Raw genomic sequence first — 24,942 nt, forward strand, 5'->3', positions numbered from 1 at the left:
CCTAATGAAACAGACCCGACCGGCGCCTGATTTGTGGCTCGTTATCTGCATTGTGTCGCTGCTCTCCATCGGAATTGTGATGGTATACAGTGCAGGTGCCGTCCTTGCCTTTCGTGAACACGGCGACTCTTTCTACTTTGTAAAGAGGCAGCTGCTGTTCGCGGGGCTTGGGCTACTCGCCATGTTCTTTACGGCAAATGTGGATTACCGGATATGGCGCAACTACGCAAAGTATGTACTCATCCTCTGCTTTATTCTACTCATTATCGTACTGATTCCGGGCATCGGCGTCGTTCGCGGCGGCGCAAGAAGCTGGCTGGGTATCAGTTCGTTCGGTATTCAGCCCTCAGAGTTTATGAAGCTTGGCATGATTCTGTTCCTGGCCAAATGGCTCAGCAAGGATCCTGCCGCAATTAAGAACTTCACTACCGGCTTACTTCCTCCATTAGGTCTTATTGGTCTTGCTTTTGGCCTTATAATGCTTCAGCCGGACCTCGGAACGGGCGCGGTTATGCTTGGCGCATCGATGCTGATCATCTTTACGGCAGGGGCGAGGATGAAGCATCTGATGTTCCTGGCGCTTGGCGGTGTACTTGGTTTTGCCGGATTGATTCTCGCAGCCCCTTATCGCTTAAGACGGATTACCGGGTTTCTGGACCCTTGGTCTGATCCGCTCGGTACAGGCTATCAAATTATTCAATCGTTATATGCGATCGGCCCAGGGGGACTTGGAGGGCTTGGTCTTGGTATGAGCAGGCAGAAATACAGCTATGTTCCTGAGCCGCAGACCGATTTTATATTTTCCATATTGGCTGAAGAGCTCGGCTTTATTGGCGGATTAATTGTACTGCTGCTCTTTCTGCTGCTGGTATGGAGAGGAATGCGGGTAGCGATGACCGTCCCGGATGCGTTTGGAAGCTTGCTGGGTGTTGGGATTGTCGGTATGGTTGCTGTACAGGTTGTTATTAACATTGGAGTTGTTATCGGCCTGATGCCGGTGACGGGAATTACACTTCCCTTAATCAGTTATGGGGGTTCATCTCTGACGCTGATGCTTACAGCACTGGGAATTCTACTTAATTTATCACGTTATGCGAGGTGACTTATATGCGCGTTGTACTTACAGGCGGCGGGACAGGCGGACATATCTATCCGGCTGTCGCTGTCGCAAGGCAGCTGGAGTCTGAGGACAAGAACGCTGAGTTTTTATATATAGGGGGAAAAAGAGGGCTGGAAAGCAAGCTCGTTCCCGAGGAAAATCTTCGGTTTGAATCTATTGATATTACGGGGTTTCGCCGTAAGCTGTCGGTGGACAATGTTAAAACCATCCTCCGCTTTTTGCAGGGAGTCCGCACATCCAAGAAACTGCTGCGAGAGTTCAAACCCGATGTGGTGATAGGCACAGGTGGATATGTGTGTGGTCCTGTCGTTTACGCCGCAGCTAAACTCGGCATTCCGAGCATTATTCATGAACAGAATGCAATTCCTGGTTTGACCAATAAATTTCTGAGCCGTTATGTGGATACCGTAGCCGTAAGCTTTGAAGGCTCGGAGAAGCATTTTCCCGGCGTGAAAAATGTTCTCTACACAGGCAATCCGCGTGCGACTACCGTGCAACATGCGAGCCGCGAACGCGGATTTGCTTCGCTCGGAGTACCAATGGGCAGCAAGGTCGTGCTTGTCGTAGGCGGAAGCCGGGGAGCGAAGGCGATCAATGACGCAATGATCGACATGAGTGAACGCGTAGCAGCACTTAAGGATGTCCATATGGTATATGTTACGGGGGATTCCTATTACGAACCTACACTTCAGGCTGTAAAAGAGCGTCTGGGCAACATTCCAAGTCATATGCATATTTTGCCGTATGTAAATAATATGCCTGAGGTGCTTGCAGCGACCTCGCTGATTGTGAATCGGGCAGGGGCTTCCTTCCTCGCCGAGATTACATCCCTTGGTATTCCGGCTATCCTGATCCCGTCCCCGAACGTAACAAATAATCATCAGGAGGCCAATGCAAGGGCGTTAGAGAAGGCTGGGGCGGCGCATGTGCTTCTGGAGAAGGATATGAACGGAAATACCCTGTTCCAATCGATCGAGGCTGTTATCGGCGATGAGGACCGCAAGCGTTCAATGTCCAGTATCTCTAAGCAGCTTGGAAAGCCTGATTCAGCGGCCGTACTTGTCGCTGAGATGAGACGGATTGCGAAGAAATAAATCTAACAAGATTAGATCACGGATACGTAAGAAACAGTCCAGTAGGCGATTGTCACACACAGAGGCCTCTTTACATAAGATACCTTATCAAATGTGACAATCACTCTGGGCTAACAAAAGTCCATAGTGTGTTACAACAAATTTTTTATCCGCTTAAGGACGTTCATTCCCTATGACTGCCTATTCAAAACGCATATACATCGGACGGTATGCGCTGGAGACGATTCATGGGCGTTAATAGTCAAGGGGGGCGGTAAACTCGGAGGTGATACACTTGGACAAATTGGTGATTGAAGGCGGGAAACCCCTATCAGGATCCATACGTATCCACGGAGCGAAAAATGCTGCATTGCCCATCATGGCGGCAAGCCTGCTGGCGGAAGGGAACACTGAGCTTCATAATGTTCCTCACTTGCTCGACATTGAAGTGATGCTGCACATCCTTGAAAGGCTCGGCTGTAATACGAGACATGAACAAGGCGTCGTAACGCTCGATACTTCTTTGGTTAGCTCATCAAGAGTTCCGGAAGATTTAATGAACAAGATGCGCTCATCCATTTTTCTGATGGGTCCGCTGCTGGCGAGATTTGGCGAAGTATCCATTTATCAGCCAGGCGGCTGCGCTATTGGGGAACGTAAGATTGATCTCCATTTGAGGGGACTCGAAGCACTTGGGGCGGTTATTGAGGAGAAGGATTCGCAGATTACTTGTCGGGCGAAGAAGCTGATCGGTGCAGATATCCAGCTTGATTTTCCAAGCGTAGGTGCTACAGAAAATATCATGATGGCAGCAGTAACGGCTTCTGGAACAACGACGATCACAAATGCGGCTAGAGAGCCCGAAATCCAGGATCTTCAAAATTTCCTCAATGCGATGGGCGCTCATATTATTGGAGCAGGCACGAGCACAATTACGATTCATGGTGTTGATCGGCTGACTTCCTGCACGTATGAGATTATTCCCGATCGAATCGTGGCAGGCACTGTGCTGATTGCTGCAGCTGCTACACGTGGGAATGTTACGTTAACGCGCAGTAATCCAGCACATCTCACTTCACTTATACACGTGCTGAAGCGTGCCGGTGTTCAAACAAGTGTATGCAATGATATAATAACCGTGAGCTGTATGGGAAGACCCAAGGCAGTCGATCGTATCGTTACATCACCATATCCGTCATTTCCTACAGATCTTCAATCACAGGTTATGGTTCTGCTCAGTTTGGCTGATGGATTCAGTATTATGAAGGAAACGGTCTTTGAAGCCAGATTTAAGCATGTGGATGAACTCAACGTGATGGGAGCCGATATTTCAGTGGATTTGAATACCGCATTCATCCGCGGCGTACCTCGTTTATATGGGGCAACGGTTGAGGCTACGGATTTACGGGCAGGTGCGGCACTGGTTATTGCAGGACTCGCAGCGCAGGGCAAAACAGTGGTGGAGCAGGTGCATCATATCGATCGCGGTTACGACCGGATTGAACAATTATTTCAGTCCCTGGGTGCTTCGGTTGAACGACAGCCTGTAAGTTTTGTTGCACCGTAAATTCGAATACCTTCATGGTCATTATATTCAAGTATATTCATGCTACATCAGATTTAAGCACAATATTGCCCTGAAAGTCCCCTCTTTTTGGAGGGGACCTTAAGGCTTTTATGGAGCGGACGTCAATGCCAAAAGGTCAAATTCCTGCTCTCAAAAAAGAGAGCACCCCAAAAATGAAAACAAGCCGGAAAATTATCTTTATTTTGGTGTTGTTATTTATCGTTATTTTTGCAGTGATCTTCTTTAGATCTCCCGTAAGCAAAATTTCCCAGGTTCAGATAGAAGGAAATGTGTTTAGTACTAGAGAAGAAATTTTATCTAAGAGCGGTCTAGCGGTAGGAAGTCCTTTTTTCGGAGCCAATGCATCGGATATTGAAGGGGTGCTGGAGGACAGTCCTCTTATTTCTGAAGCAACGGTGGACAAGCAGTTCCCTGGAATTCTTATCATACACGTCAAAGAGTATGAGACTGTCGCCTACGAATTAGCTTCGGATGGTCAGATTCAAGCCATATTATCCAGCGGTGCCAGCGTCAATCTGGAGGGAAGAGGCATTGCAGTAGAAAAACCGATTCTTACTCAGTGGAAAGCAGACGATCCGCTGAAGACCGAGCTCTCGAATGTGCTCAAAGAAATACCAAATGAGCTGACAACCGATATTTCGGAGATACTGCCATCGCCGACACCTTCGTTTCCCGACCGGATCAAGCTGTATACCAAATCACAGTTTGAGGTCATCACAACCATTTCTTTGCTTGGAGATAAGGTGAGTTATCTAAACCAAGTCATTGAAACAGAAGAGCCCGGTCTTATCACCATGCTGGAGGCTGATTCCTATGAGCCCTTTCAGCCGGATGAAGAGGACACCGGGGAAGGCGAAGCGGGAAGCACATCCTGAAATAATGGAATCAGCAGTCTATGAAGATAGCACTTTCTGATTGATTAAAAAAATGTTACACTTTAAGCTATGTGCATCTTACTAACGTATCCTTCTTTTTTCTTCAGAATTTAATAGAATCATCGAGGCGGTTCAAACCGTTAATAGACATAGACATACAGCAGAGTGAATCATGCAGCTATTAGGCTTGGAATCAAGCGTAAAGTTCATAATTACACCTAAGATGGTGGCACCTAAAAAATTTGTAGAAAAAAGAGGGAAAGCCTTAAACGTGTTGAATATGTAGAGAGTGTTGTAACTTGAGAACGTATATTACTATCGGAGTCAGGAGGTGCCACAGACTTGAGCAACAATGACATCATTGTTAGTTTGGACATCGGTACATCCAAAGTTCGAGCTATTATTGGGGAAATTAACAATGGAACCTTTAATATTATTGGAGTTGGATCTGCCGACTCAGAGGGAATTCGTAAGGGATCAATTGTAGACATTGACCAGACTGTACAATCTATCCGCAATGCAGTAGATCATGCGGAGCGTATGGTTGGTATTCAAATATCCGAAGTATATGTCGGTATCTCCGGAAATCATATCGGACTTATGACAAGTCACGGCGTTGTGGCAGTATCGAATGAAGACCGTGAGATCGGTGAAGAAGACATGGAACGGGTGTTGAAAGCGGCAGAAGTGATTGCTATTCCGCCGGAACGTGAGATCATCGATGTAGTGGCAAGACAGTACGTAGTGGACGGTCTTGAGGGCATTCAGGATCCACGCGGCATGATCGGTGTAAGACTTGAGGTTGAAGCGACGATTATTACGGGTGCCAAGACTTCCATACATAACTTGCTTCGCTGCGTAGAGAAGTCGGGTCTGAAAGTGAAGGATCTTGTACTGATGTCTCTCGGAGCAGGGCTGCTGTCTCTGTCCAAGGATGAAAAGGGTATGGGATCTGCATTGATCGATATTGGTGCAGGCTCGACCACGATTGCTGTGTTTGAGGAGGGCTCAATTGTCGCCACTTCTACACTCCCGATCGGCGGAGAGTTTGTTACTAATGATATTGCATATGGTCTCCGTACTTTGACTGAACAAGCAGAGAAAGTAAAACTGAAGTATGGATGTGCTTGGCTTGATGATGCAGCCAGAGATGTCGTATTCAAAGTCACTCGTATCGGCAGCAATGTGGATAAAGAGTTTACTCAAGAGGATCTGGCAGCCATCATTGAACCTCGTGTGCAGGAGATATTCCAGATGATTCATCAGGAAATGAAGAGACTCGGTTACACGGAGCTTCCCGGAGGTTATATATTAACGGGCGGCACGGTAGCTATGCCTGGTGTCTTGCAAGTTGCTAGGCATGAGCTTGCGGCTTCAGTAAGAGTGGCCGTACCAGACTTTATCGGGGTGCGTGACCCGGGTTATACTAGCGGTGTGGGTATCTTGCATAACGTGATCCGCAGTGCTAAAATCAGACCCGCAGCACCAACGAGCGGCGGAGGAAGCAATAACAAGAAACCTACGAATCGTGTTAAGCCGAATCCGGCTCCGGAAGAAGAACATAAACCAGGGTTTTTCGAACGCATAAAAAATATGTTCAGTGAATTGATTTAGAACCGATATATGAAATGGACAGAATTCATTTTTGATAAGTGGACGAGCCATCCATGCACACATGAGGGGGAGATGGGAAAGTATGTTGGAATTTGATTTCGAGATGGAGAGCTTGGCTCAGATAAAAGTAATAGGTGTCGGTGGCGGCGGAAGCAACGCTGTGAACCGAATGATTGAGAACGGTGTGCAGGGAGTCGAATTCATTACGGTCAACACAGATGCTCAAGCATTGCATCTTGCCCGTTCTGAACACAAACTGCAAATCGGCGATAAGCTGACAAGAGGGCTTGGTGCGGGTGCTAATCCTGAAGTTGGTAAGAAGGCAGCCGAGGAATCTCGTGACCTTATCGCTAACACGCTCAAAGGCGCGGATATGGTATTCGTGACAGCAGGTATGGGCGGAGGCACAGGAACGGGTGCAGCTCCTGTGATCGCTGAGATTGCTAAAGAATGTGGAGCACTAACTGTGGGTGTCGTTACTCGCCCGTTTACGTTTGAAGGACGCAAGCGTTCGAATCAAGCAGAGCACGGTATAGAGGCGTTGAAAGAAAAAGTAGACACACTGATCGTTATTCCTAATGATCGTTTGCTCGAAATTGTGGATAAGAAGACTCCGATGCTGGAAGCCTTCCGTGAAGCAGACAACGTTCTTCGTCAAGCGGTACAAGGTATTTCCGACCTTATCGCTGTTCCTGGATTGATTAACCTTGACTTTGCTGACGTGAAGACGATTATGACGGAGCGCGGTTCCGCCTTGATGGGGATCGGGATGGCAACAGGTGAGAACAGAGCAGCTGAGGCTGCCCGTAAAGCCATCATGAGTCCGCTGCTTGAAACTTCCATTGAAGGAGCTCGCGGTGTAATCATGAACATAACAGGTGGTGCTAACCTGTCACTATACGAAGTGAATGAAGCAGCTGAGATTGTAACCTCTGCATCAGACCCAGAAGTGAACATGATTTTTGGTGCCATTATTGATGAGAATTTGAAGGAAGAAATTAAGGTTACGGTGATTGCGACAGGATTCGAGAATAAGCCTGCTGCAACTGCACCACCGGTACGCAAGCCTGCTCAACCGGAAGTGCAGGATAATCGTTCTTCTAACCTGAAGCCATTTGGCAATCAGCCTAGCTCTGATCAATTGGATATTCCGACGTTCTTGCGTAATCGCACCAGAAACAACGGCAATAATAACGAATAAATATCATTCAAAAATGCAGCCTGCACAAGGCTGCATTTTTTTGTTTCCTGTCACTATACGCCTTGTTCACGTCTTGAATAAGGTGAAAAATCCGACAAAAAAAGTTGCAATCCTCCTCCCAAGTTTAGACAGACTTTGAAAGTCTCCCTCCTTATACTGGTTATATTCTTTGATTCGATGATACAAGGGTGGTGAGAAAAACTGGTTGTATACATCGACTTGATTTTTCTGACCAACCTGCTGATTGACTGGGTCTTGTTATTCTTAACAGCTTGGATGCAGCGCCAGAGGCCAAAGTGGTGGCGAATGGTTATTGCAGCGGTTATTGGAGCGTTATATGTGGTCATGATGTTCGTACCCGAACTTACCTTTTTGTACACCTTTCTCATCAAGTTCGGCTTGTCATTATTGATGATTTGGACCGCCTTCGGATTTCATAGCCTGCAGAGCTTTATGAAGACGATCGGCTCCTTTTACGTCATCAATTTTGTGGCTGCAGGCGGTATACTCGGAGTGCATTATTTACTGCAAAGCTCAGGTGAGTTGTTCAACGGAATATTATTCACAACAACGGGAGGCGTGTCGTTTGAACTGCAAGTAGGGTTCTGGTTTATGTTTATTGTTTTCTTTAGTGTTCTATTCATCTTTAGAGCGGTTCATAAGAACAAGAGGAAAGCAGATCAAATGACAGCGTTCTTCGGTGAAGTGAGCGTACGTATTGGAGAAGTGGAAGTGAGCTGCACAGGACTTGTGGATACAGGCAACCAGCTCACAGATCCGTTGACCCGCACGCCAGTCATGGTCATGGAAGCCGCATTATGGGATTCCTACCTGCCTGAGAACTGGAAAGGAAGGATCTCTCAGGTACCCGCTGATCAGCTTGTTATGGAGCTTAGCGATGGCTTCGAATGGCAGGATCGATTAAGGCTTGTCCCCTTCCGGGGAATCAACAAAGGAACGTCGTTTATGCTTGCATTGAAACCCGACTCGGTCATGATCAAGATGAATGGGACGTGCTATACGCCGGCTCGCACATTGATCGGTCTTGATGGAGGAACGCTCTCATCTGAAGGGAAATACAGGGCGATCATTCATCCGGAATATGTGCAGGACCCCATTATCAAACCATCAGCCAGTCAATCAGAAAAGCCGCTGAACGTGGTATAGGAGGAAGTATACATGCTTGTGAAATGGAAGCTCGCCGCACAGCTGCAGTATTACCGGTTCCTGTTTTTGTTCGGGCTGAAGAGTGAGGAGATTTATTATATTGGGGGGAGTGAAGCACTCCCGCCGCCGCTTACCCGGGAAGAAGAAGACTATTTGCTGCAAAAGCTAAAGACAGGTGACCCAGCCATCCGGGCGATGCTAATCGAGCGCAACATTCGGCTTGTCGTCTATATTGCCCGCAAATTCGAGAACACGGGCATTAACATCGAAGATCTGATCTCCATTGGCGCCATCGGTTTAATTAAAGCCGTGAACACATTTGATCCGGAGAAAAAAATCAAGCTGGCTACCTATGCGTCCCGTTGTATCGAGAATGAAATCCTGATGTATCTTCGCCGCAACAGCAAAATACGAACCGAGGTTTCTTTTGATGAGCCGCTGAACATTGATTGGGATGGCAATGAGCTGCTCTTGTCCGACGTGCTTGGTACGGAGAATGATACGATCTATCGCAACATTGAAGAACAGGTCGATCGCAAGCTGCTGCACAAAGCATTAGACAAGCTGACGGATCGGGAACGGATGATCATGGAGCTTCGTTTCGGTCTTCAGGATGGGGAAGAGAAGACGCAGAAGGATGTTGCGGACATGCTGGGTATCTCTCAATCGTACATCTCCAGACTTGAGAAACGTATCATCAAGCGACTGCGCAAGGAGTTCAACAAAATGGTCTAAAATCAAGTCTTGGGTATAACTGGTAAGCGGTTCTATTTGGAATAAAAATACCTCTCCCGGAGATAATGTACATTAATGTTTCTCCTTGGGAGGTAAATCACGATGACCCGTAATAAAGTCGAGATTTGTGGCGTGGATACGTCGAAACTGCCGGTCCTAACCAACGTAGAAATGCGTGAGTTATTTACGAATCTTCAGCAAAATAATGAGCGCTCAGCTAGAGAGAAATTAGTGAATGGGAACCTGCGCCTCGTGCTCAGCGTCATTCAACGTTTCAATAACCGGGGAGAATTCGTTGACGATTTGTTCCAGGTTGGCTGTATAGGCCTCATGAAAGCCATTGATAACTTTGATTTGTCTCAGAATGTGAAGTTCTCCACTTATGCAGTACCGATGATTATCGGTGAAATTCGAAGATACCTGCGGGATAACAACCCGATTCGAGTTTCCAGATCCCTCCGGGATATTGCATATAAGGCATTGCAGGTTAGAGATGCGCTGACCAATATGAACTCTCGCGAGCCGACCATTTTTGAGATTTCCGAAGTGCTCAATGTGCCTAAAGAGGATGTTGTATTCGCGCTTGATGCGATTCAGGACCCCGTGTCCTTGTTTGAGCCGATATATCATGACGGCGGTGACCCGATCTATGTGATGGACCAGATCAGTGACGATAAGAACAAGGATGTGTCGTGGATTGAGGAGATCGCGCTTAGAGAAGCAATGCAGCGGCTTGGGAAGCGTGAAAAAATGATTCTATCCATGCGCTTTTTTGAAGGAAAGACCCAGATGGAAGTGGCTGATGAGATCGGTATTTCCCAGGCGCAGGTATCAAGACTTGAGAAATCAGCCATTCAGCAAATGCAAAAGCATGTGAAAACCTAATCGCAGAAATAAGAGCTTGATTTAAAAAAACGGATTGTATTGCATCATTTTCCAACTAACCTCCACTTTCGCGTATGCAGCGCGGAGCTGGAGGTTTTATTATGTCAGAAAGCCGACCAAGCCTTCATAAAAAAAAGGACATTTTGGGCGTTCCAAACATATATTGATATAAGGATTCAATTTATAAGAGCGGGATGTGAGGATAAGATGAGCTCAGGAGATCTGACGGTGAGAGCGATGAAAATATCAGATTTTCAAACCAAGGATGTCATTAATATTGTGGATGGAAAAAGACTGGGCCAAATCAGTGATCTGGAGCTGGACCTTCGGCAGGGACGCATTGAGGCCATTGTTGTACCGAGCTATAGCCGGTTCATGGGGCTGTTTGGTGGAGGCTCAGATCTGATTATCCCTTGGCGAAATATTGTCAAGATCGGCTCGGACGTCGTGCTTGTGAAGATGGATGAAGTGAAGGAAGCAAAGACCGAGGATGCCTATAACGAACGTGTGGAGCGGCGCGAAGGGGAACGAAAGGGATTCTAGTATGAGTCCGGCATCCCCTAAAGAGACATGAGGGCTGTTTTTTTGGTACACTGGTGTATAGATGTTTCTAAAGAAGAACGAGGTGATACACAAGCATGGAACCTTTTGTGCTGAATAATAAGGACAGTGGACCGAAGCTGTTTGCAATAGAGCCATGGAATTCCTATTCAAGAAGTAACGGACTTGTAACGGGATATACAAGCCGTGCCGGAGGTGTCGGTACTGCGCCGTACAGCAGTCTCAACTGTGCTTATCATGTGGGAGACAGCCCTGAGGATGTCATTGAGAATCGCAGGCGCATTGCTGAGGAGATTGGAATACCGGCAGAGGCGTGGACATGCGGTGAGCAAGTACATAAGAGTGAGATTGCCATCGTAACAGAAGCAGATCGAGGCAGAGGCTTCTTGAATCGGGAGTCGGCGATTCAGGATACCGACGGATTACTGACGAACGTCCGCGGTGTGCTGCTGACTTCATTTTACGCGGATTGTGTACCGCTCTATTTCTATGATCCGGTCAACGATGTGGTCGGTCTGGCGCATGCCGGATGGAAGGGAACAGTTCAGAAGATAGCAGAACGTATGATTGAACGGATGGAAGAGCATTATGGAAGTAAGCGAGCTGATATTCGGACGGCTATTGGCCCGTCGATCGGAAGCTGCTGCTATGAGGTTGATGATTATGTAATGGACCGAGTGAAGGTTTTGTACGATCTTGAACAGGGTAAAGATGAATATGAGGATTCTGCATACAGGAAGGCACATCAGCCTGCACCAGAAGGAAAAAGCATGCTTGACTTGAAAGAAGTCAATCGACACATTATGATGAAAGCAGGAATATTGCCGGATCATATCGAATGTACATCATGGTGTACAAGCTGCCACCCTGAGCTATTCTTCAGTTATCGTAAGGAAGGCGGCATTACAGGCAGAATGGCAAGCTGGATTGGATTGGAAGAGAGGTGACCCTCCTTGTCACTGGAGGAGAGAATACAGCACGTGGATGAACGCATCCAAGCTGCTTGTGAAACAAGCGGACGCAATAGAGATGATGTGAATGTCATCGCGGTAACCAAGTATGTATCTGCCGGGATGACAGAGAAAGTGCTTGGCAGCGGACTGGTACATATTGGCGAGAACCGATGGCAAAATGCCGAGGAGAAGTGGAATATGCTCGGACATCGGGGAGTATGGCATTTTATCGGACATCTTCAGACAAATAAAGTGAAGGATGTAGTTGGCAAATTTCCATATATCCATTCATTAGACCGATTGTCTCTCGCTCGTGAGATCGAGAAGAAGGCAGCGCAGCTGGACATTAAAGTGCAGTGTATGCTGCAGGTGAATATCTCAGGTGAGGAATCGAAGTATGGTCTTCAGCCCGAGCAAGCCGTTCCGCTGCTCAAAGAAATTCGAGAATTTAATCATATTCAAGTCGCCGGACTTATGACAATGGCCCCCTTCGAAGAAGAATCGGAACGTACGCGTCCCGTATTTCGCGGACTTCGTGAACTTAGAGACGACTTGAATAGACAAGCCTTGACCCATGAACCGTTGACGGATCTGTCGATGGGAATGTCCAATGATTTTGAGATAGCGATTCAGGAAGGTGCAACGTGGGTGAGACTGGGAAGTGTTCTCGTAGGTAAAGAGGAGGGCTAAAGGAGATGAGTGTAGTGAATAAATTTATGAATTTTTTCGGTCTTCAGGAGGAAGAAGAGGTTGTAGAGCGAGAGCAGGTCAATACGCGTGTAGAGGAATCGGAACAAGAAGTTGAAACGCCGAGCTTTGATAAACGTAGAAACCAGAAGGGCAATAATGTCGTAAGCATTCATTCCCAAAAAAATGTAAAGGTCGTTCTGTACGAGCCGCGTAGTTACGATGAAGCACAGGAGATCGCCGATCATATCAAATCCCATCGGACCGTTGTTGTCAATTTGCAGCGTGTGCGTAAGGATCAGGCTCTTCGCATTATTGATTTTCTAAGCGGAACCGTTTATGCGCTTGGCGGAGGCATTTCCAAAATCGGCGGAAACATTTTTCTCTGTACACCCGACACCGTTGAAATACAAGGAACCATCGCGGAAATACTTACAGATCACGACAGCGAAGTAGATTACAACAGAATGAGGTGACAGGTTTTTGGAATTCGTATTTCAATTTGTTAACAGCTTGGTTAACATTTACTATTGGATGATCATTATTTACATCCTAATGTCTTGGCTGCCTAATGCGAGAGAGTCCAAGTTCGGAGAAATATTAGGCAAGCTTGTAGAGCCCTACCTAGCTCCTTTCCGCAGATTTATACCGCCTATTTTCGGGATGCTCGACATTTCGCCGATCATAGCCATCATTGCGCTGAGGTATGCTGCAACAGGACTGTTAGCTATATTACAAGGAATATTTGCTTAGACCAGTTTTAAATGAATAGACAGGGTGATTATGAAATGCGTACAGACATTTATGAACATTTTCACCCCGATGAACGGGATTTTGTAGATAAGGCCTGGGAGTGGGTGGAACGTGCCGGACAGTATCATGAGATGAAGCTGACGGACTTTCTGGACCCGCGCCAGGCCTATATTTTGGATACGCTGGCGAATCGCAGAGGAGATGTACAAGTGCGTATGGAAGGCGGCTCTGTAAATGCGGAGCGTCAAAGAGCACTGATCGCTCCTGACTATGCTTATCTGGATGATGAGGATATGGGACTTGCCGTTCTAAGCATTACTTCGGCGGATCAAAAATTTCTGCAGCTCGATCACGGGGATTATATGGGGGCACTGCTGAGCCTTGGGCTCAAACGTGGGAAGCTCGGTGACATTCACGTCCTGGATGACGGATGCCACACCGTGGTTGCCATGGAAATCGCAGACTATTTCTCGCTTCATCTGCACCAAGTGCATCGGATGAATGTATTTACGGACATACTGCCGATAGATCAGCTTCGGACGAGTGATGTTGCTCTCCAGATGATGGATCTGACGGTGGCTTCTTTGCGTTTGGACGGAATTGCAAGCGATGTGTATAGACTGAGCCGGAGCAAGATTCTTACACCAATTAAGGCAGGACGCTGCAAAGTGAACTGGAAGGTGGCAGAGGATCCATCCAAAATACTGCAGGCAGGGGACGTCGTATCTGTCCAAGGCTTGGGGCGTTTTAAAGTGATGGAAACCGATGGAATGACCAAAAAAGGTCGGTTCCGTGTGAAAGTGGGTAAATTTGTGTAAATATATTTGCAGGAATTCTTGTTTTCTTGTCGAAATCTTTAGGTCAGAGTTTATGAAATGATGTGCTGGACCGATAAATAAAATGAAGTTCAATGCCTCTCTAATCAAGAGGTTAATACTATAGGAGGTGGACAGCATGCCACTAACGCCGCTGGACATACATAATAAGGAGTTTGCCCGCCGTATTCGTGGTTATGATGAGGATGAGGTCAATGAGTTTTTGGATCAAGTAATCAAAGACTACGAGGCTGTTATCCGTGAGAACAAGGAGCTAAGCACACAGTTGCTGTCCGTGCAGGAGAAGCTGGATCATTTTGCTAATATTGAGGAAACGCTCAGCAAGACCATTATTGTTGCGCAGGAAGCTGCTGATGAAGTGAAGAACAATTCGAAGAAGGAAGCTCAGCTCATTGTGAAGGAAGCAGAGAAGAATGCAGACCGGATCGTGAACGAAGCTTTATCTAAGTCACGCAAGATTTCGCTTGAAGTTGAGGAACTTAAGAAACAGGCTTCTATTTACCGAGCTCGTTTCCGCACCCTTGTTGAAGCTCAATTGGAGCTGTTGAATATGGATGGCTGGGAAGCTCTGGAGAACCGGGAGCAGGAAGTTCGTGAGCGCGAGCGCGAAATGAAGGAAATTTACTAATACCACAAATACACAGGTCATCTGTCAGGTTGACTTTTTGCTGTAAAGAGGCTATAAATATTGTTATATGTAATTTATAATACAGGTTTGATGATGGGAACCAGTAAGCTCATGAGCATTCGTTTACAGAGAGTTGGCGGTAGGTGCGAGCCAATGAAACGGACCATGGCTGAATATCATCCCGGAGAAGTGAAGCCGAAAGCATGCTGCAGCAGCTGCAATTAAGCCGAACCGTGTGCCGAACGTTACATCGGCTCCTTATGGCAGTCACATAAGGATTAGAGCGCCGTTTATTTGTCACATGCAGACAGATGACGGAACTAGGGTGGTAACGCGAGAACAGTCTCGTCCCTTTTTGGGGCGGGGCTTTTTTATTTTTCTTGGAGTTGTATTACACATAGGTAACTGATGAAAGGAAGAGATGGATGAAACGAGTTGACGTCAAGGAGAAGGCTCGCGCACGTGAGCAGCGAATCCTGGGAAAATGGCAGGCGGAAGATACATTTAAGAAATCAATCGAGAATCGTGAAGGCAGACCTAATTATGTCTTCTATGAAGGACCGCCTACAGCGAATGGAGCACCACATATCGGTCACGTGCTGGGCCGTGTAATTAAGGACTTTGTCGGCCGCTACCAAACGATGAACGGATATCGGGTTGTCCGCAAGGCAGGCTGGGATACGCATGGTCTTCCGGTGGAGCTCGGTGTAGAGAAACAGCTGGGAATCAGCGGAAAACAAGAAATTGAGAATTATGGTGTGGAAGAATTCATTAAGAAATGTAAAGAGAGCGTATTCGTATATGAGCATAAATGGCGTGAGCTCACGGAAGCGATCGGATACTGGACGGATCTGGATCATCCTTATGTAACACTGGATAACACCTACATCGAGAGTGTATGGAACATCCTGGCTACGATTCATGACAAAGGTCTGCTCTATCGGGGCCACCGGGTAAGTCCTTATTGCCCTTGCTGCCAGACGACACTTAGCTCTCACGAAGTGGCACAAGGCTATGAGGATGTGAAGGACCTTAGTGCAACAGCGAAGTTCAAGCTTCATGACCGTGATGAGTATATCCTGGCTTGGACAACGACGCCTTGGACACTCCCGTCTCACGTTGCGCTTGCTGTTAACCCGGAGATGGAATACGCACGTGTTAAACAGGAAGACGGAATCTATATCGTAGCAAAAAATCTCGTCGAGAAAGTAATGAAGGGTGACTACGAGGTGCTGTCCACCTTGCAAGGCTCTGAGCTTGTTGGCTTGACTTATACTCCGCCGTTCAACTATATTTCAGCCGAAAAAGCGAATATCGTGGTTGGAGCAAGCTTTGTTACGGATGCCAGCGGCACAGGGATTGTTCATATGGCTCCGGCTCATGGTGAGGATGACTATAAGACTTGCCGTGAGAATGGAATCAGCTTTGTGAGTGTCGTGAATTCGGAAGGGAAGTATACCGAGGAAGTTACCGATTTCGCCGGACGTTTTGTTAAGGATTGCGATCTGGATATTGTGAAGCATCTGTCCGAGCAGGGACTGCTGTACAGCAAGGAAAAAATTGAGCACAGCTATCCATTCTGCTGGCGCTGTAAATCTCCTCTTCTGTACTATGCTATGGACAGCTGGTTTATCGAAACGACGGCAGTGAAGGATCAGCTGATTGCCAACAACAATACGGTGGATTGGTATCCAGGACACGTACGTGAAGGACGCTTTGGTAAGTTCCTTGAGGATTTGGTGGATTGGAACATTAGTCGTAACCGTTACTGGGGTACTCCGCTGAACGTGTGGGTATGTCAGGATTGCGGAGGTCAGTTCGCTCCTCACAGCCACGAAGAGCTGCGCAAGCATGCGACCACTGAAGTAAGTCCGGAGCTTGAGCTTCATAAGCCTTACGTTGATGAAGTGAAGGTACATTGTACACACTGTGAGCATGGAGTTATGGAACGGACCTCAGAAGTGATCGATGTGTGGTTTGACAGCGGGTCGATGCCGTATGCACAGCATCATTATCCGTTTGAGAACAAAGAGACGTTCGAACAGCAATATCCTGCGGACATGATCTGTGAAGGAATTGATCAGACCCGCGGCTGGTTCTACAGCCTGCTGGCTGTTTCTACCTTGTTCACAGGTAGAGCACCTTATAAGGCTGTTATGGCAACAGGTCATATTTTGGATGAGAACGGACAGAAGATGTCCAAATCCAAAGGAAATGTAATTGATCCTTGGGAAATCATTGAGGAGTATGGTACGGATGCATTCCGCTGGGCGCTCCTTGCAGACAGTGCTCCATGGAACAGCAAGCGTTTCTCCAAGGGCATCGTCGGAGAAGCCAAATCCAAGGTCATTGACACGATTGTTAATACCCATGCCTTCCTTGCGCTCTATGCTGACATTGATGGATATGATCCAGAGAAGCATCCATTCGAAGGATCCGAGAATAAGCTGGATCGCTGGGTGCTGTCACGTCTGAACTCCCTCATTGCAAAAGTAAGCAAGGGACTTCAGGTGAATGACTTCCTGAATGCGGCAAAAGCGATCGAAGTATTTGTCGACGAATTGAGCAACTGGTATATCCGCCGTTCCCGTGATCGGTTCTGGGGCAGCGGTCTGACTGAAGATAAGCTTGCAGCGTATGGCACACTGACGGAGGTTCTCTTAACGTTGTCTAAGCTGATGGCGCCATTTACACCGATGCTGTCCGAAGATGTCTACGGTAACCTTGGAGGAAAGGGCAGTGTGCATCTGACCGATTATCCGGCAGCGAATGAAGCTCTGATTGATGAGAAGCTGGAGCAGGATATGGAAACGGCACGTAACATTGTTGAGCTTGCAAGGAATGTCCGTAACGAGACAGGGATCAAGACTCGTCAGCCGTTGTCGGCGCTGATTGTATCACTCAGCCATGACTTTGATCTCCCAGGCTATGAAGAAATCATCAAGGATGAGATTAATGTGAAGAGTATTGAGGTGGAGACGAGCGACAGCGGGTTTGTCGACTTTACTCTTAAGCTTAATCTGAAAGTAGCAGGTAAGAAATACGGCAAGAATGTAGGCTTCCTGCAAAATCATTTTAAAGCGATGAGTGCAGAAGATACTCGTTCAGTTGTTGAAGCCGGGCAGTTCAATATCGTTTCACCGGACGGAGCAGAGCTGGAAGTGACAAGCGAAGAGCTGTTGATTGAGAAAAAAGCAAAAGAAGGCTTTGCGGCAGCTTCCGGCTATGGACTGACCGTTGCATTGAATACGGAGATAACGCCTGAGCTTGAACAGGAAGGTCTGGTTCGTGAGGTGGTCCGTGCGGTACAGGATACGCGTAAGAAGCTTGATCTTCCGATTGAGAAGCGTGTGAACCTGACTCTGGATGTGGATCATGAGCTGAGAGCTGCAATTGAAGCTTTTGAATCCGTCCTTCGCGAGAACGTATTGGTTACAGATTTGACGTTTGGTGCATCGGATGATATGGAACGGGTTGAAGCCGGTTCGAGAACGATTGGCGTTAAGATTCACTAGAAAAAATAAGGAAGCTTTTCCGGCTAAAATGCCGGCAAAGCGGACATAATAGCAAAGAATTGCATGTGAAAGCGAGCCGCTAATGCCGAAGGATAACTCCCTCGTCTTACGGCTCGTTTCATATTTACTGAAATAATTGAAGGAATGAGGCCTTTTTCGTTATGAACAATATTCGGCGAAGATCACGCATTCGTCAGCATTATTCCGCAGAAGTGAAGCAAATGGACGAACAGATGGATGAGATGCATAGTGTTCTTCAGAAGCTCGCTCTTGATCTGGAGAAATCAAGGATTGCAGATTATACGAGACTGCTGCACAAGCCTCTGCGACTGATCTGGCTTAATTTGTTATCCGGAACAGCAAGAGGGGTCGGGATTGCGATCGGATTCACCTTTTTTGCTGCGACAATTGTGTATGTTCTTCAGCTGCTTGGCGCGCTGAATTTACCGATTGTCGGGGATTACATTGCCGATATTGTACGCATCGTACAGAGACAATTGGAGCTGGATACATATTAGAGCGCTTAAGCATTAGATGGAATTCGCTTTAGGAAGACGAACTATAGTTCATCTTCAATAACATCCGGCTCCAAAATGCTCATGCCCTCGTGATTCTCCAAATATCTTCTGTACTGCTTGTTGCGTACAACGGATACGTTTTGGCCGTATATGTCTGTCGCGAGAAAGCTCTCATACGCTTCAACACAGCCATCAATCTCCTCGGCAGCCTCCATGTACATGGCATCATAATCATCGTTATTGTTGCCTTCCTGAAGAGCGGGCGTGTTGGAATTCCCGTAATTTTCGAGAATCTGCCAGGTATCTTCACCATCGAATCCATTCTGGGTATCCTTTTCATCCAGGCTTGTTCTGCCGAATGGAGGACTTAGGAATTCCTCCTCAATCGGACGGTCCTCCGATACCGAGGTTTCAGGAGCATGCTCTCTGCAATAAATGGTATACGGTACTGCATTAAGGCGTTCATAAGGAATAGGCTTGCTGCATACGGCGCAAATACCGTAATCGCCCTCTTCCATATGATTCAGCGCGCTTTTGATTCGTTCAAGCATAAATTCATCGTGCTCGTTTAGCGAAATATCTTTTTCACGTTCATACATTTCTGTTGCAACATCACCTGGGTGATTATCAAAAGTCGTTAACTCTCCGGCTTCATAACGTGTTGATCCACTAAGCCCGTAATGATCGGATTCCTTCTCGCGCTGCTCGATATCGTGTTGCTGCTCAAGAAGCTGCTTCTTCAAGCTGTTCCATTCCTGCTTCGTCAGATGCGTCATGGCGGTCTACTCCTTTAGTTGAACTTATCCTTCATCGGTTTGTCTGTATAGAGTGTGCTGATTTGTTCAATTTTAGAGAAGGAGGATTTTGCAAAAATGATTCACCATGGCCGTCCATTCCCAGGAGCCAGCTTAAAATAGACGCTGTTCGTGACCTTGTGCTACAATATACGAGGCATTACCCATGGAATGGTAAAAGAGAAGGATCGGAGTGACAAAAAAAGGTGATATATTATGTCATTGCACTAATTGTTTTTCTAGTGGACCAGGGTACAAAATGGCTTGTTGCAACTCGGATGACCATTGGGGAGGAAATATCCGTAATTGGCGATTTCTTCTTGATCACTTCCCATCGGAATCGTGGAGCGGCCTTCGGCATTTTGCAGGGTCAGACGTGGTTCTTTATTGTGGTAACAACGATTGTAGCTGTAGCCTTGATCTGGTATATCTACAAGGTGAAATCACAGCCGGATAAAATATTACCTGTAGCTCTTGCTATGGTGCTTGGCGGTGCACTGGGCAACTTTATCGATCGACTGCTGATGGGCGAGGTTGTCGATTTCTTTAAATTTAATTTTGGAAGCTACACCTTTCCGATCTTTAACATCGCCGATTCTGCGATTGTCGTCGGTGTAGGCTTGATTATATTGGACACACTGCTTGAAACAAGACGTGAGAAGCAGGCGGCACAGAGCCAAGAGGAAGGGAAGGAATAAATCTATGACAGATCGGTCCGATCAGGAATCAGGCCAGGACATCCAAGAATGGACCGTTGAGGCGGATTTCGCTAAGGAACGAATTGATAAATATATTGCTGACAGTATGGAGGGCGTATCGCGTTCCCAGGTTCAAATCTGGATTGGTGATGGTCAGGTGACCGTTAACGGCAGCCAAGTAAAGTCGAACTATAAACTGGCAGCAGGAGACAAGATTGAGCTTGTTGTCCCCGAGGTTGCCGCGGTTGAAATACTGCCCGAGAATATCCCGCTTGAAGTGGTTTATGAAGATTCGAGTGTCATTGTGGTAAATAAGCAGAGAGGTCTCGTTGTACATCCCGCACCAGGCCATGCCTCGGGTACGCTAGTAAATGCGCTGATGTATCATTGCCATGACCTGTCTGGCATCAACGGAGAACTGCGTCCTGGCATCGTGCACAGAATTGATAAGGATACGTCAGGACTTCTGATGGCTGCGAAGAATGATAAAGCCCATGCATCGCTTGCGGCGCAGCTTAAAGACCATAGTGTCAATAGACGTTATATTGCATTGGTCCATGGACATGTTCAGCATGATCAGGGGACCATTGATGCGCCTATTGGCCGTGATGCACACGATCGGAAGATGTTTACCGTAACGGAGCGTAACAGCAAGCATGCAGTGACTCATTTTTCCGTGATGGAGCGGCTTGGGGACTACACCTTGTTAGAGCTCAAGCTGGAGACGGGCAGAACCCATCAAATTCGGGTGCACATGAAGTTTATTGGTCATTCGCTAGTCGGAGATCCGATGTATGGACGAAGCAAGGGTGTGAAGATGAACGGACAAGCACTGCATGCAGCAACGCTGGGCTTCGTTCATCCGGATTCAGGCGAAACACTGGAATTTAACGCCCCTCTGCCTCAAGATATGGAAGATGTACTCGCTTCACTCCGAAGCAGATAAGCTGTTCATTTATATGTTCGAGTCTTATATAGAAACTGAAAGGGCCGCAGTGATGTGCGGCTCTTTCTTTATGATTTTTTGAGAAGAGAAACTTACAGAATGCCTGAATATTTCATGGTGATTGAATGCAAACTGGTGGAAAACCTCAATCCAATGGGTAATAAGTGTGACAGGCATTTTCCGAAATGCAAACTGGTTACAAGGGAGGATGGACACTCATGAGCATTGACAAATACCAAGAAACGTATATTCAGAATTGCTTTGCTGATCGTATCGGCGGTCCGAACTATGGTAAATCGCCAAACAACAATAAATTGGATAAAATCAAACGCGCAATTACAGCGGCGAATAAAAATTTTCCCGACATTGAACTGATAAACCTGGGAGCTTACGAGCCAAATGAAATGATGGATACCGGAATCGCTGCGACACTAGCTGCAGAGGCTGCGAAGCCGGAAAATCGCGGGTATGCAAATAATGGAGTTCCAGAATTTAAAGAAGCGGCTGCAGCATATCTTGCAGAGGTATTCAGTGTAGAAGATATCGATCCTGTGACTGAGGTCGTTTATTCCTCCGGCTCCAAGTCCGCTCTGGCCATCATCCCTTCTGCATTTATCAATCCAGGTGATGTTGCCGTTCTGACTGTACCGGGTTACCCTGTTATGGGTACGCATACGAAGTATCTGGGCGGAGAAGTTTACAATGTTCAATTGACCAAAGAGAACCATTTCCTGCCTGACCTCACTTCGATTCCAGAAGAGATTGCTCTTCGTGCGAAGCTGATTTATTTGAATTATCCGAACAATCCAACAGGTGCTAGCGCAACAGCTGAATTCTTCACTGAAGTGATCGAATGGGCTAAGAAGTACAATGTGATGGTAGTGCATGATGCCACTTATGCAGCTCTTACGTATGATGGCGTCAAGCCATTCAGCTTCTTGTCTGTGCCAGGTGCCAAAGATGTGGGCGTAGAGCTCCATTCCCTCTCCAAATCGTTCAATATGACAGGCTGGAGCATGGGGTTCGCTGCGGGGAATCCGCTTGTTATAAAGGCGTTCAGCGAAATAAAAGACAATCATGATTCAGGGCAATCTACGGCTATTCAAAAAGCAGCTGCCTATGGACTTGCACATCCAGAAATTACGTTAAAAATGACAGAGAAGTACTCCCGTCGTCATGATTTGCTGGTCCAGGCATTGAATGAGCTGGGCTTCCGAGTAGAGAAGCCAAAAGGCTCCGTCTACTTGTACGTTGAAGCTCCATCTGGAATTGCGGGGGGGCGACGTTTTGAATCCGGTGAAGATTTCTCTCAGTTTCTCATTCGTGAGAAGCTGATCTCTTCTGTACCGTGGGACGATGCCGGTCATTTTGTCCGTTTCTCTGTTACATTTGAAGCAAACGGTGAAGAAGAGGAGCAGCGTGTAATCGGTGAAATAAAACGCCGGCTAAGTGATGTTCAGTTCGAATTCTAATCCTAATCTTAATCCAAATATATCCAAGTGGTATCTTTCATAGTTTTGTCACGGATTGATTAATAAAAGTCCTCCGAATTGAGGTAGACTAGATCTATAAGAAATCCATGAAGGAGGCATAATTTTATGGAATTTATCGCAATGATCGCAGTTATTATGGTCTTGGGCGGAATCGGTATTACAGCTATGTTCCGCAGACTTGCCAAGGATGACCATTAATTATTAAATACGTACGGTAAGAGACCCTTTGCTGAGGGTCTCTTTTTTTGTGTGCATTGCCAAAGTTCTTTAAACTCGGATCGCTTCTAAGGTCACACTATGCCGATCCCAAGCTTCAAAAAAGAACAGTGGATAAATATACGGAGTTATTGTATAATTATTAAAAATAATGAATGTTTAATGTATATTCCTCTGATAATTTTGTATAAATCTCATCGCTGTGTAACGTTTATTACTTCACTTGGTGCTTCTTTTTGGTTAAGGTGTTGACAGAGGATAAGCTTTCTGTCATAATTCATGTCGATGAAAAATTGCCTAGGAATGTGAGTAATCCAGAGAGGTTACACGCCTGCGCAATAACATGAATAGCACCTTTAAATCAGTCCCGTGAGACTGGCAAGGTAACGTGATTGGACCCGGATCTGTAGCTGCGGCTGCTGCTTCCGTATGTCCTTTAGAGCTTAGTGACCCGGCGTGCGTAGCCGCGGTTTTGAGACTCCTTGCCCAAGTTTTATCGGCAGGGAGTTTTTTTTATCTCGTCACGGGACCATAAGAAAGCAAGGAAACCCAGGAGGAGGTTAAACACATGAGCGGTGAAGCACACGTCATCATGGATGAGATTGCAATTCGCAGAGCACTCACTCGGATTGCACATGAGATTTTGGAGAAGAACAAAGGAATCGAAGGCTGTATTCTTGTCGGCATCCGCACACGCGGTGTATATCTCGCAGAACGCATTGCAGCAAAGATTGAGGAAATTGAAGGGAAAAAGGTTCCCTGCATTGACCTCGATGTCACCCCTTATCGGGATGACCGGAATGTGGAGGCAGATGTAAGACGAAGCATGAAGCAGCAGCTGGACATTGACATTCACAATAAAAAAGTAATTCTGTTCGACGATGTCCTCTACACAGGCAGAACCATTCGTGCTGCAATGGATGCTTTGATGGATATCGGCCGTCCCCAAATGATACAGCTTGCCGTACTTGCAGACCGCGGTCATCGCGAGCTGCCGGTTAGACCTGATTTTATCGGGAAGAATGTCCCTTCCTCAAGATCGGAATCGATCGAGGTTGCTCTGATCGAAGTTGATGGTAAAGACGAAGTCACCATTAATCAGAACCGGGGGAATGAAGCATGATACTAACCGCGAAAAGTATTAGAGAGCGCAGCCTGCTGGGACTGAAGGATCTGGCAGCAAGTGAGATCGAGTCGATTCTGGATCGGGCGGCACACTGGGATAAACAAGAGGAGAAGCTAGTGCCGGTTCTTGCGTCCAGATTCGTTGCAAACATGTTTTTTGAGAACAGCACGCGAACGAGATTTTCTTTTGAGATGGCAGAGAAACGACTGGGTGCTGAGGTATTGAATTTCGCTGCGGCGGCTTCCAGTGTAGCCAAGGGAGAATCAATCTACGATACGGTACGCACACTTGAATCAATGGGAATTGATGCTGGAGTGATTCGATTGAAGCCGGAAGGTGTACTTGCACAGCTTGCTGAGAAAGTGAAGGTACCTCTGGTTAACGCAGGAGACGGAAACAACGAGCATCCAACCCAGGCGCTGCTGGATCTGTACACGATGCGTCAAACCTTCGGCAGTCTCAAGGGACTGAATGTCTCCATCATCGGCGATATCAAGCACAGCCGGGTAGCGCGCTCCAATCTGTGGGCATTGCAAAAACTCGGAGCGAACGTAAAGTTCTGTGCTCCAGACATGATGAAGGCTCCTGAGCTTGAAGCACACGCGCCTTATATCAGCATTAATGAAGCTCTCAAGGCGGATGTAGTCATGATGCTGAGAGTCCAGCTGGAAAGACATGATAAAGGCATTGATATGAAGGCAGAGGAGTATCGTGAGCAGTTCGGACTTACAGAAGAGCGTGCCGCGAAGCTGAATCCAAGCACAATTATTATGCACCCTGCTCCGGTAAACCGGAATGTTGAAATTGATGACGCGGTCGTAGAGAGTCCGGCTTCCCGGATCTTCCCGCAAATGTCGAACGGAGTTCCAATCCGGATGGCGGTTATGGAACGCGCATTGCTTCTATAAATAGGCATGAAGTAGAAGACAAGACAGAGAAAAATATCAGCTACCAACATTA

Annotated in this window: 24 protein-coding genes and 1 other annotated feature; of the genes, 23 read left to right on the forward strand and 1 reads right to left on the reverse strand. The window is 46.9% G+C overall.

From position 1 onward, the window contains the following. Nucleotides 1–4 precede the first annotated feature (4 nt). The 18 genes from spoVE to TCA2_RS07040 all read left to right on the forward strand — a co-directional run bounded on the left by spoVE (nucleotide 5) and on the right by TCA2_RS07040 (nucleotide 18,709). Nucleotides 5–1,102 carry a stage V sporulation protein E gene (gene spoVE / locus TCA2_RS06955; protein ID WP_047910867.1) on the forward strand — a complete coding sequence of 366 codons (1,098 nt, stop codon included), beginning with the start codon at nucleotides 5–7 and terminating at the stop codon, nucleotides 1,100–1,102. A gap of 5 nt (nucleotides 1,103–1,107) precedes the next feature. Next, the gene (gene murG, locus TCA2_RS06960) at nucleotides 1,108–2,214 is read left to right on the forward strand and encodes an undecaprenyldiphospho-muramoylpentapeptide beta-N-acetylglucosaminyltransferase (RefSeq protein WP_047910868.1); all 1,107 of its coding nucleotides are present in this window, start codon (nucleotides 1,108–1,110) and stop codon (nucleotides 2,212–2,214) included. 274 nt (nucleotides 2,215–2,488) lie between these two features. Continuing rightward, the gene (murA, locus tag TCA2_RS06965; RefSeq protein ID WP_047910869.1) at nucleotides 2,489–3,760 is read left to right on the forward strand and encodes a UDP-N-acetylglucosamine 1-carboxyvinyltransferase; all 1,272 of its coding nucleotides are present in this window, start codon (nucleotides 2,489–2,491) and stop codon (nucleotides 3,758–3,760) included. Between the two features lie 125 nt (nucleotides 3,761–3,885). Continuing rightward, nucleotides 3,886–4,656, forward strand: coding sequence for a cell division protein FtsQ/DivIB (locus TCA2_RS06970; protein ID WP_047910870.1), 771 nt, complete (start codon nucleotides 3,886–3,888; stop codon nucleotides 4,654–4,656). 342 nt (nucleotides 4,657–4,998) lie between these two features. Then, entirely contained in the window at nucleotides 4,999–6,270 is a 1,272-nt protein-coding gene (gene ftsA, locus TCA2_RS06975; protein WP_047910871.1) for a cell division protein FtsA, read from the forward strand. Between the two features lie 82 nt (nucleotides 6,271–6,352). Continuing rightward, complete coding sequence (gene ftsZ / locus TCA2_RS06980; RefSeq protein ID WP_047910872.1) at nucleotides 6,353–7,471, forward strand: cell division protein FtsZ; 1,119 nt, start codon at nucleotides 6,353–6,355, stop codon at nucleotides 7,469–7,471. Between the two features lie 201 nt (nucleotides 7,472–7,672). Beyond that, nucleotides 7,673–8,638: a sigma-E processing peptidase SpoIIGA gene (spoIIGA, locus tag TCA2_RS06985; RefSeq protein ID WP_047910873.1), complete on the forward strand. Its 966-nt coding sequence runs from the start codon at nucleotides 7,673–7,675 to the stop codon at nucleotides 8,636–8,638. 12 nt (nucleotides 8,639–8,650) lie between these two features. Next, nucleotides 8,651–9,373, forward strand: a complete 723-nt coding sequence (sigE, locus tag TCA2_RS06990) for an RNA polymerase sporulation sigma factor SigE (RefSeq protein ID WP_047910874.1) — start codon at nucleotides 8,651–8,653, stop codon at nucleotides 9,371–9,373. A gap of 102 nt (nucleotides 9,374–9,475) precedes the next feature. After that, the gene (gene sigG / locus TCA2_RS06995; protein WP_047910875.1) at nucleotides 9,476–10,258 is read left to right on the forward strand and encodes an RNA polymerase sporulation sigma factor SigG; all 783 of its coding nucleotides are present in this window, start codon (nucleotides 9,476–9,478) and stop codon (nucleotides 10,256–10,258) included. 207 nt (nucleotides 10,259–10,465) lie between these two features. Further along, nucleotides 10,466–10,801, forward strand: a complete 336-nt coding sequence (locus TCA2_RS07000; protein WP_047910876.1) for a YlmC/YmxH family sporulation protein — start codon at nucleotides 10,466–10,468, stop codon at nucleotides 10,799–10,801. A 95-nt stretch (nucleotides 10,802–10,896) separates the two neighbouring features. Beyond that, nucleotides 10,897–11,766 (forward strand): peptidoglycan editing factor PgeF, encoded by an 870-nt coding sequence (gene pgeF / locus TCA2_RS07005; protein ID WP_047910877.1) that lies wholly within the window; start codon nucleotides 10,897–10,899, stop codon nucleotides 11,764–11,766. Nucleotides 11,767–11,772: 6 nt separating this feature from the next. After that, nucleotides 11,773–12,462, forward strand: a complete 690-nt coding sequence (locus tag TCA2_RS07010) for a YggS family pyridoxal phosphate-dependent enzyme (protein ID WP_047910878.1) — start codon at nucleotides 11,773–11,775, stop codon at nucleotides 12,460–12,462. A 5-nt stretch (nucleotides 12,463–12,467) separates the two neighbouring features. Continuing rightward, nucleotides 12,468–12,935 carry a cell division protein SepF gene (locus tag TCA2_RS07015; RefSeq protein ID WP_047910879.1) on the forward strand — a complete coding sequence of 156 codons (468 nt, stop codon included), beginning with the start codon at nucleotides 12,468–12,470 and terminating at the stop codon, nucleotides 12,933–12,935. A 7-nt stretch (nucleotides 12,936–12,942) separates the two neighbouring features. Then, nucleotides 12,943–13,212, forward strand: coding sequence for a YggT family protein (locus TCA2_RS07020; protein WP_081872297.1), 270 nt, complete (start codon nucleotides 12,943–12,945; stop codon nucleotides 13,210–13,212). Nucleotides 13,213–13,247: 35 nt separating this feature from the next. Next, nucleotides 13,248–14,030 carry an RNA-binding protein gene (locus TCA2_RS07025; RefSeq protein ID WP_047910880.1) on the forward strand — a complete coding sequence of 261 codons (783 nt, stop codon included), beginning with the start codon at nucleotides 13,248–13,250 and terminating at the stop codon, nucleotides 14,028–14,030. A 136-nt stretch (nucleotides 14,031–14,166) separates the two neighbouring features. Continuing rightward, nucleotides 14,167–14,676: a DivIVA domain-containing protein gene (locus TCA2_RS07030; RefSeq protein ID WP_047910881.1), complete on the forward strand. Its 510-nt coding sequence runs from the start codon at nucleotides 14,167–14,169 to the stop codon at nucleotides 14,674–14,676. Between the two features lie 81 nt (nucleotides 14,677–14,757). After that, nucleotides 14,758–15,032 (forward strand) — a binding site (T-box leader). A 69-nt stretch (nucleotides 15,033–15,101) separates the two neighbouring features. Continuing rightward, a complete protein-coding gene (gene ileS / locus TCA2_RS07035; protein WP_047910882.1) occupies nucleotides 15,102–18,191 on the forward strand; it encodes an isoleucine--tRNA ligase in 3,090 nt (1,029 codons plus the stop codon). Nucleotides 18,192–18,424: 233 nt separating this feature from the next. Continuing rightward, the gene (locus TCA2_RS07040) at nucleotides 18,425–18,709 is read left to right on the forward strand and encodes a DUF5665 domain-containing protein (RefSeq protein ID WP_370510325.1); all 285 of its coding nucleotides are present in this window, start codon (nucleotides 18,425–18,427) and stop codon (nucleotides 18,707–18,709) included. 41 nt (nucleotides 18,710–18,750) lie between these two features. Here TCA2_RS07040 and TCA2_RS07045 read toward each other — a convergent pair whose 3' ends face one another. Further along, nucleotides 18,751–19,485: a TraR/DksA C4-type zinc finger protein gene (locus tag TCA2_RS07045; RefSeq protein WP_047910884.1), complete on the reverse strand. Its 735-nt coding sequence runs from the start codon at nucleotides 19,483–19,485 to the stop codon at nucleotides 18,751–18,753. A gap of 224 nt (nucleotides 19,486–19,709) precedes the next feature. Here TCA2_RS07045 and lspA point away from each other — a divergent pair, with 224 nt between their 5' ends. From lspA to TCA2_RS07070, 5 genes are all read left to right on the forward strand, one after another. Then, on the forward strand, nucleotides 19,710–20,201 hold the full coding sequence (gene lspA / locus TCA2_RS07050; protein WP_047910885.1) for a signal peptidase II: 492 nt from the start codon (nucleotides 19,710–19,712) through the stop codon (nucleotides 20,199–20,201). A 4-nt stretch (nucleotides 20,202–20,205) separates the two neighbouring features. Further along, nucleotides 20,206–21,147 carry an RluA family pseudouridine synthase gene (locus TCA2_RS07055; RefSeq protein ID WP_047910886.1) on the forward strand — a complete coding sequence of 314 codons (942 nt, stop codon included), beginning with the start codon at nucleotides 20,206–20,208 and terminating at the stop codon, nucleotides 21,145–21,147. 218 nt (nucleotides 21,148–21,365) lie between these two features. Then, nucleotides 21,366–22,619, forward strand: coding sequence for an LL-diaminopimelate aminotransferase (locus tag TCA2_RS07060; protein WP_047910887.1), 1,254 nt, complete (start codon nucleotides 21,366–21,368; stop codon nucleotides 22,617–22,619). Between the two features lie 805 nt (nucleotides 22,620–23,424). Next, the gene (gene pyrR, locus TCA2_RS07065) at nucleotides 23,425–23,979 is read left to right on the forward strand and encodes a bifunctional pyr operon transcriptional regulator/uracil phosphoribosyltransferase PyrR (protein WP_047910888.1); all 555 of its coding nucleotides are present in this window, start codon (nucleotides 23,425–23,427) and stop codon (nucleotides 23,977–23,979) included. Further along, nucleotides 23,976–24,890: an aspartate carbamoyltransferase catalytic subunit gene (locus tag TCA2_RS07070; RefSeq protein WP_047910889.1), complete on the forward strand. Its 915-nt coding sequence runs from the start codon at nucleotides 23,976–23,978 to the stop codon at nucleotides 24,888–24,890. Before pyrR ends, TCA2_RS07070 begins: the two co-directional genes overlap by 4 nt. Nucleotides 24,891–24,942: the final 52 nt, after the last annotated feature.

The organism is Paenibacillus sp. TCA20, from assembly GCF_000732325.1.
Taxonomy (GTDB): domain Bacteria; phylum Bacillota; class Bacilli; order Paenibacillales; family Paenibacillaceae; genus Paenibacillus; species Paenibacillus urinalis.